Genomic DNA, 16,366 nt, shown 5'->3' with positions numbered 1-16,366 from the left:
TTGAAGGGAAAGCTTATGATTGCGTCTAATAGCGATAAGTCGTCACACGCAGTTGGAGAACAATTATCTCTTTTCGACGATTTTGATGATTCGCTAAATACTGATAAATCAAGTGTTAACAACGATTCATTATCTTCAAGCATCAGCAAAGTCGATAATCAAAACCAAAATGTTCATGAGCCAGGCGAGAACAATACATCTAACACATCACACGAGTTTAGTTCAACTACAGATTTTAATGATTGGATTTCTAAATTAGAGCCAACAGATGTAGACGCTATTGCATTATCTAAGCTAGAACCTTCACTTTTAACAAGCGAGCAAGCTGCTAGATTATGGGCAAAATTAGCTGCTTGGGCTCAATCAGATCAGATAGCTTATTATGTTGATGATTCACCAAGTAGTTCTGACGCTGCTTATGACACAAGAATGCGAGTTTTAAGCTCACTAGAATCTACATTCCCAATATTAGATACGCCTCAATCACCAACACATAGAGTTGGTGGAACTTTTTCGAACGATTTTGCGTCAGTTAAACATCCATCAAGAATGATGAGTTTAGATGATGTATTCTCATTAGAAGAGCTAAAATCTTGGTACGATAGCATTATTCGCGATTTAAAATGGCCCCAAAATAAGCCATTGCCAATGACATGCGAAGTAAAAATCGATGGACTTGCGTTAAATCTCATATACAGAAATGGAACTTTGGAACAAGGACTAACTCGAGGAGATGGCGTTACTGGAGAAGACATATCTCTGAATGTAAGAACAATCGAAGAAATACCGACTCAGCTTAAATGCGAAAATTCAGACGATATTCCAGAATTTGTGGAAATTCGTGGTGAAGTTTTTATGAAATGGGCGGATTTTAGAAAGCTGAATATTGAGCAAGAAGATTTAGGAAAGCCTGCTTTTGCTAATCCAAGAAACGCTGCTGCAGGGTCTTTAAGACAAAAGGATCCTAGAATCACTGCAACAAGACGATTAAGCTTTATAGCGCATGGATTAGGTGATTTAAAGTGGAAAGATTCAGTAAGAAATGATTCTGAGCATAAATCACATAAGCAAACATCGTTTAATCAGTCGGACGCATACGAGCTGTATAAAAAATGGGGGATACCCGTATCTCCTTATACTCGCAAAGTTACGTCTTTTGAACAAATAGAAGATATGATTGAATACTATGGAGAACACAGAAACTCTATTATTCATGCCTTAGATGGAATTGTAGTTAAAGTAGACGATCGTGCTTTGCAAAGAGAACTAGGGTCTACATCTAGAGCACCAAGATGGGCAATTGCGTACAAGTATCCTCCAGAAGAAGTAAATACTGTTCTTAAAGACATTGTTGTTCAAGTAGGAAGAACAGGTAGAGTCACTCCTGTTGCTGTTTTGGACCCAGTAACTGTTGCAGGATCTACAATATCGCGCACAACATTGCATAATCCTTACGAAGTTGAGCATAAAGGTGTGCTTATAGGCGATACTGTTGTTGTTCGTAAAGCTGGCGATGTTATACCAGAATTAGTTGGTCCAGTACTAAAGTATAGGGATGGAAATGAAAGCAAATTACGCAAATTTGTTATGCCAGAGTATTGCCCATCATGCGGATCTAAGCTTGCACCTGCTAAAGAGGGAGACAAGGATATTCGTTGTCCAAATGTAGAAAACTGCCCAGCACAATTAACAGAGAGAATAATTAATCTTGCATCGAGGCACGCATTCGACATTGAAAATCTTGGAGAATCTTCTGCACTAGCTTTAACAAATCCAGAAGATTCTAGACCTACAACTGCAGAGGTCTATCATCCTGATATTGACAAAATAGTAATTCAGCGCGGCTCTTCTTTGCAACCAACTATTCCGGAATCTGTGTTTGATCTTCCAAAATCTCAAGAACCTGTTATAAGAAGCGAAGCGGATATTTTTAACATTACTGCAGCCGATTTGCGAAATATTAAAGTTTGGAAAGAAATACCTCTTGTTGAAGAATGGAAAGAATTAGGAAAAGACGGAAAATTAAAGAAAAGAACTAAAAAAATAGGCGGATCTGGATTGTGGAGACAGGTTTCTGCATTCTGGACTAGACCTTTAGAAGCTACAAGAAGAAAATCCAATGATGATTCCAACAGTGATGAGCTTAAGGAATCTTTAAATCCAGATTACCCAATATTTGAAGTTCCTTCTGACGCTTATGTAATAAGGTTAGTTGAAAAGAAAATTCGTAAAAATAATGTTCTTCAAACAGTGAGTGTTCCTGAATACACTCGTCCAAGTGAAACAACAAGAGCAATGTTAGAAGAAATAGCTCAAAAGGGTAAGTCTGCAACACTTTGGCGTGTGCTAGTGGCTTTGTCTATTCGTAGACTTGGTCCGCCTACAGCAAGACTAATAGCGGCAAGATTTGGTTCAATTGAGAATATTTCTAAAGCATCTGTTGAAGATTTAACACAAATTGATGGAGTTGGTCCAGAAATTGCTCAAGCCGTATACGATTGGTTTGAAAAATCGAAGAATCCTCAAGATTGGCGTAGTGAAGTTTTACGTAAATGGAATGAAGCCGGAGTAGTTGGATCTTCTGACTCTTCTAATGCGGACAGTATCGAACAGACTCTTAGTGGCAAAACGGTTGTTGTTACAGGATCATTAGAAGGCTTTACCAGAGATTCAGCTAAAGAAGCTATTTCTTCTAGGGGAGGAAAAGCAGCCTCTTCTGTTAGCAAAAAGACGTATTGCGTTATTGTAGGAGAAAATGCTGGTTCTAAAGCCACTAAAGCAGAAGAACTTGGTATACCTATGCTAGATGAGAATCAATTTAAGATTTTGCTTAATACTGGCAGTATTGAATCTGCTCTAGATAGCAAATACGAACTTGATTTTAAGAACGAATCGTAAAAGTTAAAAATGAGCAGCACTATTGAACTCGAAACTCGCATTTACGATCTATTAGGAAGTGTTATTGATCCAGAATTAGGTCGTTCAGTTACTGAACTAAATATGGTAACTGGCATACACGTAAGTGGAAAACAAAATGTCACTAGTGTATGCGATTTTGATAATTCTTATCCAACTTATGATGTGACTATAAGCATAGAACTTACTGTTCCAGATTGTCCTCTAGCACAAGTAATTACACAGAGAATTCAATCAGCTGTAAAAAAATATCCTAATGCAAATCTTGTTCCTCACGTAAATATAAGCGCTATGAGTAAGGATAAGCTTGCAAAACTTGTTTCGGATTTGAAAGAGGAACGTAAAGAAAATCCTTTTAATAAAAATGGCGTTAAAACAAGAATTTTTGCTATAGCATCTGGAAAAGGGGGAGTTGGAAAGTCTTCCATAACTGCCAATTTAGCAGCCACTTTCGCGGCTCTTGGATACAAAACAGCAGCAATAGATGCAGACGTTTATGGATTTTCTCTACCGCGTATGTTTGGTGTTACAAGTCAGCCTACTAATTTGAATGGCATGCTTATGCCAGTGGAAGCTTGGGGAGTTAAACTGATTTCTATTGGAATGTTTGCTGGAACAGATCGTGCGATTTTGTGGCGTGGTCCTCGCTTGCAACGTTCTCTTGAACAGTTTCTTTGCGACGTTTGGTGGGCAGACCCAGATGTGCTTCTTTTAGATTTGGCGCCTGGAACTGGAGATATGGCTCTGGCTGTTGCTCAATCATTGCCTAATGTGGAGCTTGTGGTTGTTACAACTCCTCAGCCTAGTGCTTCAGATGTTGCCGTTAGAGCAGGTCTTATGGCGTTGCAAATTCCAGTTAATGTGCGTGGAGTTGTAGAAAATATGAGTTGGTTTGAAAATAATGGAGCGCGCTTGGAAATCTTTGGTTCAGGTGGCGGAAAACGCGTTAGTGACCAGCTTTGTAAAGCTCTTGGTAAGAATGTGCCTCTTTTAGCACAAATTCCATTAGATACGAGTATTAGAGAAATTGGAGAGTCTGGCAGACCTGCGGTTCTTAAAAAGGATGGAAGCCTAGCTAATTCACAATTAGCTAACACCTTTATTCAACTTGCTAAAGCTTTAATGGAAACTGTTAAATAAAACTATTAAATATGGGGTTACTTAATTTTTAAGTAACCCCATATTTAAATGATTAATGATTAATTACTTAATAGCATTCAACCATTGTTCTTTTGTAGCTTTTTCAGCCTGAAGCTTAGCCTTACGCTTTGCATCTTTTTCACTTGCAATTTTAGAATCAAGCTCCTCGAGCTGAGCCTTCAATTGCGTAGCAAAACTAGACTTACGAGCGTCTGCCTCTGGGTCAGCATCTTTCCAAGCAGCATCTTCAACAGCCTTAATCTTCTTATCCACATCATTTAAGCGGGATTCAATTCTGCGCATATCTTCGCGTGGAACAAAACCAATCTTGTCCCATTCTTCTTGAATCTCAGATAATGCTTTGCGAGCTGCTTTTGCTGCTTCTTCATCTTTAACAGGAAGAAGAGCTTCTGCCTTAACAAGCAAAGCTTCCTTCTTGGAAAGATTTTCTTTTTCACCAGCATTCATCTTTTCTCTATCTTCTTGACGAGCATGATAGAATGTGTCTGCAGCTTCACGGAACTTAGCCCATAACTCATCGTCGTGCTGACGACCAGCATTTCCAGCCTTCTTCCAGCGATCCATCAAAGCATTAAACTTCATAGAAGTCTCACGCCATTTAGTTGATTCCTTCAAGCTTTCAGCTTCAGCAATAATGGCTTCCTTAATTTCTTTAGCAGTATTTCTTTCAGTATCACGCTCCTTAACCCAAGCGTTGCGTGCTTGAGTGAAAGCAGAACGAGCTTTAGAAAATCGCTGCCACAAAGCGTCAGCATCCGCCTTATTGAGATGAATCGTAGTGCGCTGATGTTGCTGCCACTTGTCAAACAGGGAACGAAGCTTATCTGAAAGCGAGCGCCAATTTGTAGAATCACCTATTTGAGCAACTAACGTTTCTGCCTGTTCAACAATAGCAGTACGTTCTTTAAGAGCTTTATCTAATTCATCTTTGCGAGCTTTTGCAAGTTCTTCTTTTTTAGACGCAGCCTTAGCTTGCAATTCGGCGTGTCGAGCATTCAAAGCAGCGATGTCTCCAACTACCGATGGTTCCTTAAGATCCGCCTCTAAAGTAGCTAAAGTCTCATCAATTTCCTTAGGTCTCACATTAGACGATTCAAGTCTTTTTTCGAAGAGATCAAGCTTAATCTTTAAGTCAAGATAACGATGTACGTAGAAAGTCAAAGCATCCTCTGGAGTACCAGTAGAATACTGACCTACTTCGCGTTCGTCAGCTCCTTCACGAACATAAACGTTTCCATTTTCATCAACTCGCCCAAAGGTTTTAGCGGTTTTAACATCTTCGTCGCTATACGAGATAGTTGGAACCGCAGCAACAACGCGAGCCTTGTTAGCAAAGTTTGCAGGCGACGGCGCATGCGGCTTTGGGGTAGTTTGTTTAGTAGTTTCTTCAGGTTTAGTCTGTTCGGTCACGGGTCGACTCCTTACAGCAAATGCACGGTAACAGTGTTACGAATAAGTATGACGGTAAGCCATGATTTTTCCGCAACATAACCTATTATAGTGGACATGGTACAAGGCTCATCAATATCTGGTTTTCCAGAGTGGCTTCCTAGTGAGCGCGCTGTTGAACAGCGTGTTATGGACACATTGCGGGAAGTATTTGAATTAAATGGTTTTATAGGCATTGAAACTCGTGCTGTTGAGCAGGGTTCAAGTCTGTTAAAAAAAGGCGAAACTAGCAAAGAAATATATCTTTTGTCTAGATTGCAAGAGGTGGGGCATGAAAGCGACACTCCTGTTGAAAATCGAATAGGTTTGCATTTTGATTTAACAGTTCCTCTTAGTCGTTATGTTGTTGAACACACTGGCGATTTAGCTTTTCCTTTTAAACGCTGGCAGATGCAAAAAGTTTGGCGCGGCGAACGTCCGCAAGAAGGACGCTTCCGTGAATTTGTTCAAGCAGATATTGATGTTGTGGGGAATGGTGATTTGCCGTCTCACTACGAAGTAGAGCTTCCTCTTGTTATGGTAGAAGCACTTGAACGTTTGCGCGAATTTGGATTACCTAAAGCCACTGTTCACGCCAATAATCGTAAGCTTTCTGAAGGTTTTTATCGAGGTATTGGTTTAAGCGATATTGAGGGAGTTCTTCGAGAAATCGACAAACTCGACAAAATTGGCGCTGAAGAAGTTGCTAAGCTTTTGGTAAAAGAGTGCGGAGCTACGGACTCCCAAGCTGCTGCATGCTTAGAATTGGCTGAACTTACTGCTGAAACAGGAGATGAGTTGAAGTCTCGTTTCGATGAATTATGCGATAAGCATGATATTTCTCGCAGTGAAGATAACGAATCGTACACTTTAGCTTCACAAGGTGTTGAAACTCTTGCAATGATTGTGGACGATGCAGCAAAAATTCGTCCAGGTGCTGTTGTGGCAGATTTGAAGATTGCGCGAGGATTGGATTATTACACTGGCTCTGTGTATGAAACATTCTTGGATGGTGCTGAATCCCTTGGATCAATCTGCTCTGGCGGACGCTACGATAATCTTGTTTCTCAAGGTAATAAAAAGTATCCAGGCGTAGGTCTTTCTATAGGACTTTCGCGTTTACTTTCTTATATGCTTCACACAGCTGGTGCCACTGTTTCCCGTGTTTCTCCTGCTGCAGTATTGGTGGCAGTTTGGGATGAGGAAGATAGGTCTGCTTGTAACGAGATTGCTCGAAAGCTTCGTGCTAGAGGAATTGCTGCCGATGTCTCTCCAAGTGCAGCAAAACTTGGTAAGCAGATAAAATATGCAGATAAGTTAGGTATTCCTTATGTGTGGTTCCCAGCTGATAGTGCAGATTCTGAATCTAACCATGATGAAGTGAAGAATATTATTACTGGGGAACAAGTTTCTGCAGACGCCACGTCTTGGCAACCAGATACTGTTTATGCCCGGCAGACTGTTTCTTGCGCTCAATAATTTGCTTTATATTTTAAGAATATATTTTGCAATATTTGAACGCGCGATTCATGCGGTAAACTATTAAAGTCAAAACAAAAATTAACAAAATTATTTAAACAAGGAAGTGGACTTATGAGCCAGACGGCGTATCGCACACACCATGCCGTTGAAGTGACTGAGACCTTGGTCGGACAGAACGTAACCATTGCTGGTTGGGTTGATCGTCGCCGTGATCACGGTGGCGTCGCTTTCGTAGATGTTCGTGACAACACAGGTTTAGTGCAGGTTGTTATTTACGATGAGGAAACTGCGCGACCATTGCGTAGTGAATTTGTTGTTCAGGTTACTGGCGAAGTTCGCCTGCGTCCAGATGGCAATGAAAATGACCATTTAGCAACAGGAAAAATCGAAATCGTTGCGAATAAAATGACAATTCTCGCTAAGTCCGATGCGTTACCATTCCAGGTTTCTACAGCATTGGAAAACGAGTCTGAAAACAAGCTTCCTAGCGAAGATGTTCGTTTGAAGTATCGTTATCTTGATTTGCGCCGCCCATCAATGCAGCGTAATCTAAAGCTTCGCTCTGATATGGCTAAGGCAGCTCGTCACGCTTTGGAAGATATGGACTTTACAGAAGTAGAAACGCCAACGTTTATTAAGTCCACTCCAGAAGGCGCTCGCGACTTTGTTGTTCCAGCACGTTTGGTTCCAGGCTCTTGGTACGCTCTTCCACAGTCTCCGCAGCTTTTAAAGCAGTTGCTTATGGTTTCTGGTGTTGAGCGCTACTATCAGCTTGCTCGCTGCTATCGTGATGAAGATTTCCGTGCTGATCGTCAGCCTGAGTTCACTCAGCTTGATATGGAAATGAGCTTTGCAAGCCAAGAAGATGTTATGGCTATGGCAGAGCGCGTTATTGCTGCTATTTGGAAGGAAGCTGGTCACGAGATTACTCTTCCTTTGCCTCGAATCACTTGGCAGGAAGCTATGGATAAGTACGGTTCCGACAAGCCTGATTTGCGTTTTGGAAACCCACTTATTGAGTTGACTGACTTCTTTAAGAACACTCCATTCCGCGTGTTCCAAGCTCCTTATGTTGGCGCTGTGCTCTTTAAGGGCGGTGCAGATACACCTCGTCGTCAGTTTGACGCATGGCAGGATTGGGCTAAGCAGCGTGGAGCTAAGGGCTTGGCTTATGTAGTCTTTGGTGAAGATGGTGAGCTAAAAGGCCCTGTTGCTAAGAATCTTAGCGAAGAAGAGCGTGCAGGACTTAAGGAAGCTGTTGGTGCGCAAGATGGCGATGCTGTATTCTTTGCAGCAGGAAGCCGTGAATCTTCTCAGCTTTTGCTTGGTGCAGTTCGTGTAGAGCTTGCAAGCCGCGCAGGATTGCTTCACCCAGACGAGTTTGCGTTTACTTGGGTTGTTGACTTCCCATTGTTTAAGCGCACAGATGATCCAGACGATGATGATGTTGCAGTTGGCCATTCTAAGTGGACTTCTATGCACCATCCATTTACAATGCCATCTGCTGATTGGATTGATAAGTTCGATAAAGATCCAGAGCATGCAATGAGCGATTCTTACGATATCGTGTGCAACGGTAACGAGATGGGCGGTGGCTCCGTTCGTATTCACCGCGACGATATTCAAGATCGCGTGCTTGATGTTCTTGGAATCGACAAAGCGGAAGCAGAAGAAAAGTTCGGCTTCTTGCTTGAAGCCTTTAAGTACGGTGCTCCACCTCACGCTGGTATTGCTTTGGGCTGGGATCGTACTGCTGCAATTCTTGCAGGCGCAAGCTCGATTCGCGACGTAATCGCCTTCCCTAAGGCTGGCGGCGGACGCGACCCTCTAACTGGCGCTCCTGCTCCAATTTCTGACGAACAGCGTGCTGAAACTGGCGTCGATTACGATCCAGAAGAAGACGAGTAATCGTAAATATAATAGAATGCAATAATTTACAATTTAAATATTGCTAATAAATGCCGTTAAGTTGTGTGATTGTATTAGGAAATCCGAACTTAACGGCATTTTTAAACTAAAATTAACATTTTGGTATCATTTTTATTGTTTTCCGTAACTTTATAAGCGTTTAAAAGTAACTATTACGATAAACGCATGTAACAAAAGAACATTAGAATCCTTTTTATGGATACTAAATTAAACAACACAAAAAAAGTAGCACAGCCGTTGGTGGAACTTAGCCATGTTGAAAAACACTACGGTAAGCTTCACGTTTTAAAAGATATTAACTTGACTGTTAATAAAGGCGAAGTGCTTGTTATTATTGGACCTTCTGGTTCTGGCAAGTCAACAATGTGCAGGACGATTAATCGTCTTGAAACTATTGACTCTGGAGACATTCGCATTGATGGTAAGCCTCTTCCTCAAGAGGGAAAAGAACTTGCCGCATTGCGTGCAGAAGTAGGAATGGTGTTCCAGTCTTTTAATCTTTTTGCAAACAAGACGATTCTAGAAAACGTTACGCTTGCTCCTATTAAGGTTCGTCATATGGAGCAGCAAGAAGCAGAAAGTTTGGCAATGGATCTTCTTGCTAGAGTTGGTGTTGATAATCAAGCTAACAAAATGCCTTCTCAGCTTTCTGGAGGTCAGCAGCAGCGAGTGGCAATTGCTCGCGCGCTTGCAATGCATCCAAAGGTTATGCTTTTTGATGAGCCTACATCTGCGCTTGATCCAGAAATGGTTAACGAAGTTCTTGATGTTATGGTTGAGCTTGCAAAAGAAGGAATGACCATGATTTGCGTTACTCACGAGATGGGTTTTGCACGTAAAGCTGCAGACAAAATCGTGTTTATGGCAGATGGCAGAATTCTTGAGCAAAATACACCAGAAGAGTTCTTTGAAAATCCAAAGACAGACAGAGCAAAAGACTTCCTTTCAAAGATTTTGACTCATTAATTTGACTCGTTTTTAAATCATTAATAGCGATTTTTTAAATCTTTAAGAGGTAGTTATGAAATATTTACACAATATTGCGCTTAAGTGTAAGCGTTACAAACTGGGATTAAGACATACATATCGCGCAATTTTATCTATGATTTGCGCATTGTGCTGCGTTCTACCACTTAGCGCTTGCAGTAAAAATAGTCGCAACGATGTAATACGCATTGGCATTAAGTTTGATCAGCCTGGTCTTGGCTTTAAAAAGTCTGGAACTTACGTTGGTTTTGATGTAGACGTTGCAAAGTACGTTGCCAAAAAGTTGGGTTACTCCGAAGATAGGATTGTTTGGAAGGAATCGCCTTCAAAACAGCGTGAAGCAATGCTTCAAAATGGCGATGTAGATATGATTGTTGCAACATATTCTATAACAGATGCTAGAAAAAACACTGTTTCTTTTGCTGGACCATACTTTATTGCAGGTCAAGATTTATTAGTTCGCAAAGACGAGCATAAAGTAAGCGGTCCAGACGATTTAGACGGAAAGCGTTTATGCTCAGTAACTGGTTCTACGTCTGCAATAGTTATTAAAGAGAAGTACTCTTCAAAAGTTCAACTTATGCAACAGCCTGGCTATGCAGAATGTGCAACAGCATTATTCTCTGGAATCGTAGACGCTGTTACAACAGACGATATTATTCTCGCTGGTCTTGCTACAGCATCTAGAGGCAGACTAAAGCTTGTTAGTAAGCCATTTACTGAAGAGCACTACGGCATTGGCATTAAAAAAGGAAACACTAAGCTAGCTAAGCGCATTAATAATGCTCTTAAAGACATGATTAAAAATGGTTCATGGAAAAGAGCTTTAGACGATAACATGCGCGGAACTGGTTTTAAGCCAAACGCAAAGTATAATCCGCCAGTACCAAATGAGGGGGAGGAGTAAAATGCAAGACTTTGTGCAATTATTTACTTCATACAATATTCCAGGAGCATTCTTGGTGAATATTGAAATCACATTGTGGAGCGTGCTTTTTTCAACGATTCTTGGTGTGATTCTAGTTATGATGAGGATTTGCCCAATTCATTCGCTTCGAATTATTGCAAGCGCATACGTTGAGTTCTTTAAGAATATGCCTCTAACAATAATCATGGTATTTATGGTTCTTGGCGTGTATGCTCAGCTAAAGCTCGGTTTTTCAACTGTTTTTAGCGTAAACTTCTTCTGGCTTGCAATTGCTGGCTTGAGTTTCTACACTGCAGCTTTTGTTTGCGAATCCTTAAGATCTGGTTTAAATACCGTACCTTTGGGTCAGGCAGAAGCATGTAGAGCGCTTGGACTTAACTTCTTCCAATCGGCTTTTAATGTGATTTTGCCTCAAACATTTTGCGGATCTGTAGCACCTCTTGGAAACACTTTTATTGCGTTGCTTAAAAATTCCACTGTTGCTGCAGCTGCATCTGTTGCAACTGAAACATCTACTCTTATGAGTGAGATGATTGAAAGGCATGCAGATTTGATTGTTCCAATCTTTTTGATTTTTGCGTGCGGATACATTGTGTTGATTATTCCAATCGGTATTTTCACAACTTATTTGTCTAATAAGCTTGCGGTTAGAAGGTGATGAAAATGGCAAAAAAACAAGAAAAATCTCTGTTATTTGATGCGCCTGGGCCTAAGGCTTTAAAAAAGATTCGCATTGCAAATATTGTTGCGTGCGTTGTGTTTGCACTTATTGTTATTGCTTTGCTTTTAAGACTTAGCAATCCTCCCGAAGGCGAAAATCAGCTTTCGTGGGATTTGTGGAATCCAGCTGTGGAATCGGAAGCGTGGACTGATTTTTATCTTCCAGGATTGTGGATGACTCTTAAAGCTTCACTTCTTGCCGTTGTGGGATCGATAGTTTTTGGACTTTTATTTGGTCTTTTAAGACTATTGCCTAACCTGTTTCTTCGCAGCATTTCTGCCGTTGTAGTTGAGTTTTGCCGCGCTGTGCCAGTGCTTTTGCTTATGATCTTCCTTTGGCGAGGATTTGCGTTTGCTGGAATAAGTGGCGCGTCTTACTGGGCCGTTGTGTTGTCTTTGATCTTGTACAACGGTTCCGTTGTTGCAGAGCTAGTTCGATCTGGCGTTGGAAATCTTCCTAACGGTCAGCGTGAAGCGTCTTTGGCACTTGGACTATCTCAATATCAGTCTTTAACACAAATCGAAATGCCACAAGCTATCATCGCAATGCTCCCAGCAGCAGTAACTCAGCTTGTTGTTGTGTTAAAAGACACTGCATTAGGTTCCATCATTATGTACACTGATTTGCTCCAAGAATCTAGACGACTTGGATCAATGTACTTTAACATTTTGCAAACTTTGACTGTTGCTGCAGTTGTGTACTTCTTGATTTGCTGGGCGCTTTCTTGGTTTGCTGAATGGCTCCCATCAAAGCTCAGTAGCAGAACTGCAGCTCCGACTGAACCAGAACCTGTTGCGCCAATCGCAATTATGGATCCTTCTAACGTGAATCAGATTGCTGTTGCTAAGGAAGTTAAAGAGCTTCCGTACGGTGGAACTCCTAGAAAGTACCACGTGCATCACCGCGGTACAAACGCTTCTATTCACCATTGGCGTCGTACTCGTTACTTGCAAGGCTACGATGAGCATCATCTAGAAACTGGTGACGAGAATTTAGATGATAGTCAAAATACTAACCAAGATAAAAATAATAAAAAGCATGATTAATTCTAATTTTTAGATTAATTATGAATAATAGCGCAATGGGTTTGATTCCGCCTGTTGTGCTATTTTTTGATTTTTAGTAATAAAATCCATTCACCTTGTTTGCAACATATAGATTGAATAGATAAACTATTAAACATAATGCATACAAGGAGGCTGTCTTAAATGGGCGACACTTTTGAATTGTCCGCTGCAAAGATGCGCGAACAAGGTATGAGTGAGATTGCGATTAATCAATTTGCGCATCTTTATGACTCGTGGATTAATGATAAGTCTGGTGAATTTATTCGCGAAAACACTGTAGAGCCTATTAAGAGTGTTCCAAATTTTCACGAAATTTATGAGACTATTGATCATGATAAAGCTGTAAACGCTTTTGCAAAAACAGCGTTTATTAAGCTTAATGGTGGTTTGGGAACGTCTATGGGATTGTCGTGCGCAAAATCTTTGTTGCCTGTCCGTAGGCACAAAGCTCGACAAATGCGATTTATAGATATAATAATCGGTCAGGTTCTTACAGCACGCCAACGCTTAGGTGTTGATTTACCTCTTATTTTTATGAACTCTTTCCGCACATCTAAAGATACATTACAAGTGCTGAAGCGTAATCGTAAATTTTCTCAAGAAAACATTCCTGTTGAAATTATTCAGCATCAAGAACCGAAATTGCTAGAGGAAACCTGTGAGCCAGTTTCTTATCCAGAAGATCCTGAGTTAGAGTGGTGTCCTCCAGGTCATGGAGATATTTTCTCTACAATTTGGGAATCAGGATTGTTAAACGTTTTGAAGAAAAATGGTATTGAATATTTATTTATTTCAAATTCAGATAATTTAGGCGCTAGACCTTCTCGTACTCTTGCTCAGCACTTTGAAAACACGGGTGCTTCAATAATGATTGAGGTTGCTAAGCGTACTCAAGCCGATCGTAAAGGTGGTCATATTGTTAGAGATCTCGAAACTGGAAGAATGATGCTTCGAGAAATGACTCAAGTTCATCCAGAAGATCGAAGAAGTGCTCAAAGTATTAAGAAACATCCCTATTTTAATACAAATAATATTTGGGTTCGCGTTGACGCATTACAAAAAAAGTTGGAAGAATACAATGGAGTTCTTCCTCTTCCTGTGATTTGCAATAGAAAAACTATTGATCCTACAAATGAAAAAAGCGAGAAAGTTATTCAGCTGGAAACTGCGATGGGTGCTGCAATTTCGCTTTTTAATGATGCTATTTGTGTAGAAGTAGATAGAATGAGATTCTTGCCTGTCAAGACAACTAATGATTTGTTTATAATGCGTTCAGACAGATTCCATCTTACTGATTCTTATGAGATGGAGGATGGCAACTACATATTCCCAGATATTGATCTCGATCCTCGTTATTATCGAAATATCAATGATTTCAACGAAAGATTCCCTTATTCGGTTCCTGCTTTAGCTGCTGCAAAGTCAGTTACTATTCGTGGTGATTGGACATTTGGTAATCAGGTTTCTATGTTCTCCGATGCTGTTTTAGAAGATACTGGAGAGCCAAGCTACGTTCCAAATGGGGAATTTGTTGGGCCTCAGGGTATTGAACCAGATGAATGGGTGTAAATAGCGTGTGAAATTTGAGAATTAAAAAATATTTATGGCGTGTCGCGCGTGAAATGGCTTGTTTTCAAGGGTTCTCTTACCCTTGAAAATAATAAAATAAGAAAAATCATGAGTTTTTTTAAAAATGTCCACACGTATAGCAAAACACCATTAAAATAGATAAAGTGTGTGTGGAGGATTTAGCGTCTTACATTAATCGCAGATTCTCTATGCATGGAAGGAAACTACAAAAGAAACGATACGTGAGGACCAATGGCAGAAGGAAGTAACGGAAGACGTCGTTTTTCCGATAAGTGGGGCAAACATGAGCTAGATGTGCTAGCGGTGTTGTCTTCCGCATTTCCACAATGGCTGACTTCGCGTCAGATTGCACAACGAGTTAAAGCTTATGCTGATTCATATGGAGAGCTTGCTGATCAGGCTGCTAAGGCAGCTTTTGCCAAGCAGTTCCAAAGGGATCGTGCAAAACTTGCGGCTATGGGAATTGCAATTGAGTCACGACAGCCAGAATATTCTTCCAAATCCGAAGGGCAAGATTTTGCATCTTATAGATTGCAGCTTGGCGATGAGCCAAGAGTTCGTATACGTTTCGAGCAAGAAGAACTTCCTGTTTTGGCTGCTGCCAATTATTTGGCTAGGTCTATGTCCATTTCTTCTTCTGAATCTCGTAAAGTTGAGCAACAGCATTCTTCTGCGTCTCGCACAGCTCCAAGAGTTCCTCAAACTCCTATACCTGGACTAGGTCTTGATTCTATCGCTCCAGGTTTAGGCACTCAGACAATTCCAGATGCATTAGTTAAGGTTATTGATTCACGTAGATTCGCCGCAACAGTTGATGTTGATGGCGAGCATTTGAATGTTGCTTATACTGATTCAGATGATTTAGCGATGTTTGTGCTTGAACATCCAGGTTCTTGTGTTGTAAGTCCACAAGAAGCAGTAGATGCATTCCATCGTAGACTTAATGCTGCAACGGAATTTGTGTCTTGCGATGAAGATTATGTTGAGCAAGACGATTTATCGCAAAATAGCTCTGACGATAATCAGGATTTGTCTGACTCTGAGCCAGACAAATCACGCCAAAAGAAAGCATCTTTCCAAACTGGCAGTGAGGTTGATCGCAGACTTCGATTAATGCTCTTCCTTTCTGCACATCTTGGTGAAGAGTTCCCATTGGATGAGCTTGCTGTTAGATTTATAGGAAAGCCAAAGAGTGAAGACGAACTTCGTAGATTTGTTGCTATTTTGCACAAAGATATCAATACTCTTACGACTGTATCTGATGATGGAGAGATGGCTGGTAGTCAGTTCTTCGATATTGATTGGTCTTTGCTAGAAGCTGAAGGAATTGTTTCTGCAACAAATTCATTAGGGCTTGAGCGTTTGGCTGGTGTTTCTCAACAGTATATGAGCATGTTGACCGCATCAGTTAATTATCTTGCTCATTCTCCGCTTCTTCCTGTTGAACAGAGAGACCAGGCTAAGGCTTTGTATATGCGTTTGCGTAGGCATGTGCGTCCAGGTGAAACTCCTTGGCTGAGCCTTACTGGTTATGAAGTAGAGCCTAGAAACTGTTCTATAGTTCGTAGCGCTATTAATGCTGGTGCTCTAATTGACATGGAGTATACAGACGGAGCAGGCAGAACTCGTAGGAAAGTTGTTGCACCTTCTAAGATTTTTGTTGATGAAGGCGTTTATTACGTTGCAGTTTGGACTGATGTTGAAAATCAGGCTCCAGAAGATAAACGTAGTCTAGTTGCGAAGGATACTTCTATCAATAAGGCAAATGGTTTGCCTAGAATTTGGCAAGTTCTTCGCGTTGCTCGCATTGAGCATGCAGAGGTAATTACGCCTGTTTGCCCTGTAGAAATTCCAGATGTTCCTATTAGCGAACTTCGTAAGTGGAGTTTTGACAATGGTACGCAAACATGCTTTATCACTGATGAACCTGATTTAAACTTCTTAAAGAGTCTTTCAGGTGCTACGGTTGAGCCTTGTGGGAGTGGGGTTAAAGTTCATTTGACTGTTTGCTCAGATTCTTGGTTTGTTGCTTTCTGTATTGCGCATGCCCGTCATATTAAAGCTGTTTCTCCAGAAACTTTGCGTACTATGATTATTGCTCGTGCTCAACGTGAATTGAGTGTTGATCATAGCGATTCTCCTATTGTGGAGAATTAA

11 protein-coding genes are annotated in these 16,366 nt (G+C 40.8%); 10 read left to right on the top strand and 1 reads right to left on the bottom strand.

Features of this window, described 5'->3' with window-relative positions:
• Positions 1-15 precede the first annotated feature (15 nt).
• Both ligA and HXT19_RS03480 read left to right on the top strand, forming a co-directional pair.
• Complete coding sequence (ligA, locus tag HXT19_RS03485; RefSeq protein WP_009994731.1) at positions 16-2,898, top strand: NAD-dependent DNA ligase LigA; 2,883 nt, start codon at positions 16-18, stop codon at positions 2,896-2,898.
• Positions 2,899-2,907: 9 nt separating this feature from the next.
• Positions 2,908-4,056: an Mrp/NBP35 family ATP-binding protein gene (locus HXT19_RS03480; RefSeq protein WP_004117833.1), complete on the top strand. Its 1,149-nt coding sequence runs from the start codon at positions 2,908-2,910 to the stop codon at positions 4,054-4,056.
• A gap of 63 nt (positions 4,057-4,119) precedes the next feature.
• Here the strand turns inward: HXT19_RS03480 and HXT19_RS03475 are convergent, their stop codons facing one another.
• The gene (locus HXT19_RS03475; protein ID WP_004111602.1) at positions 4,120-5,487 is read right to left on the bottom strand and encodes a DUF349 domain-containing protein; all 1,368 of its coding nucleotides are present in this window, start codon (positions 5,485-5,487) and stop codon (positions 4,120-4,122) included.
• Positions 5,488-5,583: 96 nt separating this feature from the next.
• Here HXT19_RS03475 and hisS point away from each other — a divergent pair, with 96 nt between their 5' ends.
• The 8 genes from hisS to HXT19_RS03435 all read left to right on the top strand — a co-directional run bounded on the left by hisS (position 5,584) and on the right by HXT19_RS03435 (position 16,366).
• On the top strand, positions 5,584-6,984 hold the full coding sequence (gene hisS, locus HXT19_RS03470) for a histidine--tRNA ligase (protein ID WP_004117838.1): 1,401 nt from the start codon (positions 5,584-5,586) through the stop codon (positions 6,982-6,984).
• A 114-nt stretch (positions 6,985-7,098) separates the two neighbouring features.
• Entirely contained in the window at positions 7,099-8,895 is a 1,797-nt protein-coding gene (gene aspS, locus HXT19_RS03465; protein ID WP_004111605.1) for an aspartate--tRNA ligase, read from the top strand.
• A gap of 216 nt (positions 8,896-9,111) precedes the next feature.
• Positions 9,112-9,882 (top strand): amino acid ABC transporter ATP-binding protein, encoded by a 771-nt coding sequence (locus tag HXT19_RS03460; protein ID WP_004137994.1) that lies wholly within the window; start codon positions 9,112-9,114, stop codon positions 9,880-9,882.
• Between the two features lie 55 nt (positions 9,883-9,937).
• On the top strand, positions 9,938-10,810 hold the full coding sequence (locus HXT19_RS03455) for a glutamate ABC transporter substrate-binding protein (protein WP_014554578.1): 873 nt from the start codon (positions 9,938-9,940) through the stop codon (positions 10,808-10,810).
• A gap of 1 nt (position 10,811) precedes the next feature.
• Entirely contained in the window at positions 10,812-11,489 is a 678-nt protein-coding gene (locus HXT19_RS03450; protein WP_004111612.1) for an ABC transporter permease subunit, read from the top strand.
• Between the two features lie 5 nt (positions 11,490-11,494).
• Positions 11,495-12,598: an amino acid ABC transporter permease gene (locus HXT19_RS03445; RefSeq protein ID WP_004115083.1), complete on the top strand. Its 1,104-nt coding sequence runs from the start codon at positions 11,495-11,497 to the stop codon at positions 12,596-12,598.
• A 162-nt stretch (positions 12,599-12,760) separates the two neighbouring features.
• Positions 12,761-14,188, top strand: coding sequence for a UTP--glucose-1-phosphate uridylyltransferase (locus HXT19_RS03440; protein ID WP_004115085.1), 1,428 nt, complete (start codon positions 12,761-12,763; stop codon positions 14,186-14,188).
• A gap of 252 nt (positions 14,189-14,440) precedes the next feature.
• Positions 14,441-16,366, top strand: a complete 1,926-nt coding sequence (locus tag HXT19_RS03435) for a helix-turn-helix transcriptional regulator (protein ID WP_004115086.1) — start codon at positions 14,441-14,443, stop codon at positions 16,364-16,366.

Source organism: Gardnerella sp. DNF00038, assembly GCF_049262855.1.
Lineage (GTDB): Bacteria > Actinomycetota > Actinomycetes > Actinomycetales > Bifidobacteriaceae > Bifidobacterium > Bifidobacterium vaginale.
This window is presented reverse-complemented; position numbering and strand designations above follow the sequence as displayed.

What these genes read in the sequence shown, in the direction of transcription:
- ligA (WP_009994731.1), top strand. Translation starts at nt 16, where the DNA reads ATGATTGCGTCTAATAGCGATAAGTCGTCACACGCAGTTGGAGAACAA.
- HXT19_RS03480 (WP_004117833.1), top strand. Translation starts at nt 2,908, where the DNA reads ATGAGCAGCACTATTGAACTCGAAACTCGCATTTACGATCTATTAGGA.
- hisS (WP_004117838.1), top strand. Translation starts at nt 5,584, where the DNA reads ATGGTACAAGGCTCATCAATATCTGGTTTTCCAGAGTGGCTTCCTAGT.
- aspS (WP_004111605.1), top strand. Translation starts at nt 7,099, where the DNA reads ATGAGCCAGACGGCGTATCGCACACACCATGCCGTTGAAGTGACTGAG.
- HXT19_RS03460 (WP_004137994.1), top strand. Translation starts at nt 9,112, where the DNA reads ATGGATACTAAATTAAACAACACAAAAAAAGTAGCACAGCCGTTGGTG.
- HXT19_RS03455 (WP_014554578.1), top strand. Translation starts at nt 9,938, where the DNA reads ATGAAATATTTACACAATATTGCGCTTAAGTGTAAGCGTTACAAACTG.
- HXT19_RS03450 (WP_004111612.1), top strand. Translation starts at nt 10,812, where the DNA reads ATGCAAGACTTTGTGCAATTATTTACTTCATACAATATTCCAGGAGCA.
- HXT19_RS03445 (WP_004115083.1), top strand. Translation starts at nt 11,495, where the DNA reads ATGGCAAAAAAACAAGAAAAATCTCTGTTATTTGATGCGCCTGGGCCT.
- HXT19_RS03440 (WP_004115085.1), top strand. Translation starts at nt 12,761, where the DNA reads ATGGGCGACACTTTTGAATTGTCCGCTGCAAAGATGCGCGAACAAGGT.
- HXT19_RS03435 (WP_004115086.1), top strand. Translation starts at nt 14,441, where the DNA reads ATGGCAGAAGGAAGTAACGGAAGACGTCGTTTTTCCGATAAGTGGGGC.